At 62.9% G+C, this 1,767-nt stretch carries 1 protein-coding gene; it reads right to left on the bottom strand.

Annotation, left to right across the window (positions count from 1 at the left end):
* The coding region (locus tag HMPREF0980_RS19200) for a leucine-rich repeat protein (protein ID WP_198146316.1) at positions 1-1,767 on the bottom strand (1,767 nt) is incomplete at both ends.

Below are 1,767 nucleotides of genomic sequence, written 5' to 3'. Positions count from 1 at the left end.
CCGGTGTTGGGATTGCTGCCGTCATTGCCGGAATCGGACGTTGGGCCGGAACTGGTGCCGCCCCCCGGCCTGGTGTCCTCCACCGTGAGGGTGAACGTCGGATCGGCGCCGCCGCTCATATCGAAGATAAAGGCGTGGGTGCCTTTCCCCAGCGTGGCAAGATAGGTCCTGGAGAATGTGTACCGGCTGCCGCTCACGGTGTAGTCCCGCCCGGCCTGCAAGGTCACGTTGCCGCAGCGGATGCCGCTCAATGTATGGCTGCCCGGCGAAAGCGTGACCGGTATGTCCCGATGGTTCTTGCCGGAGGGATAGCGGTCGAAGGTCGCCTTGTCGGGATTAATGCTGGCGTTGGCCGGGCCGGGGGCGGGCGTGGTGGTTCTGTAGGTGGCCCGCACGGTCGTGTCGGCAGCGGGCATGGTGAAGGTGGTGCTGGCGCTGGCAGCGTTTAAAAAGCGGCCGCCGCCTAACGTTTCCCACCTGTCGAATGCCTGCCCACCCGGCGCTGCGTCGGCCTCGATGACGGCCTGTCCGCCTTCCGGGTAGAATGAGGCCTTCGTTGTATCCGTGCCATTCTCCACCGTCAGCTGGTAGGTAAGAACGTGCGTCCAGCCGCCGGGCAAACTGGAGTCATCCAGCCAATTTGGCGCGTACCCGGCTCGGTAGTAGATCGTGCCGGTGGTGGCAACGCCACCGAAAGCGGAGTAGCCAATCGTCGGGGCCGTGGCGCTTTGGAAGGTCAGCTTGTCTAAGCTGGTGCAGCCAGAAAACGCAATGTCCCCGATGCTGGTCAGTTTTTCGGGGAATGTCATCTCCGTGATGCCGGTGCAGCCAGAAAACGCATATTGTCCGATGCTCTCCACACCGTCCGGCAGGGCGGTCAGCCTGATGCCGGTGCAGCCATCAAACGCACTGTCCCCGATGCTCTCCACACCGTCCGGCAGGGCGGTCAGCCTGATGCCGATGCAGCCAGTAAACGCAGAGTCCCCGATGCTCTCCACTCCGTCCGGCAGGGCGGCCAGCCTGATGCCGGTGCAGCCATAAAACGCTCTCACCCCGATGCTCTCCACCCCGTCCGGCAGGGCGGTCAGCGCGAGGTTGGTGCAGCCAGAAAACGCACCGGACCCGATGGTCGTCAGGCTGTCGGGCAGTTTCACTTGCTTCAGTTTCGGGATGCCAGATAAGTAAGAGGACATATCGCCGATGGTCGTAAGCGCCGTCATTTCCGACAGGTGGAGGGCGCTCAGGTTTGTCCAGCCGCTATCATTCTTATAAAGGTCGTACAGGGCCTTCCAGTTGTTGCCGGTGACCGCCGTGGCATTGCCGGTAATCTTGATTCCGGTCACCTGCTCCTTGCCAACACTCGCCGCAAGCAGCGCACCTTGAATGGCATCCGCCATGGTGGCGCCGTCGTTGTAGGTCACTTCGAGGGTAATCAGGGAAGCGAGCGTCCAGCTGCCGGGCAACCCGGAGACCCCCAGCCAATCCGACGCATACCCGGCTGGGTAGTAGATCGTGCCGGTGGTGGCAACGCCATTGAAAGCGGCGCCCCCTATCGTCGGGGCCGTGGCGCTTTGGAAGGTCAGCTTGGCGAGGCTGGTGCAGCCAGAAAACGCATATCCCTTGATGCGCGAAAGACCTACGGGGAATGTCATCTCCGTGATGCCAGTGCAGCCTTCAAACGCACCGTCCCCGATGCTCTCCACCCCGTCCGGCAGGGCGGACAGCTTGATGCCGGTGCAGTCAGCAACGCACCGTCCCCGATGCGCT

This window comes from Dorea sp. D27 (assembly GCF_001185345.1).
Classification (GTDB): domain Bacteria; phylum Bacillota; class Clostridia; order Lachnospirales; family Lachnospiraceae; genus Extibacter.
The sequence above is the reverse complement of the archived record's forward strand: the minus strand, read 5'-3'. Positions and strand labels throughout refer to the sequence as shown.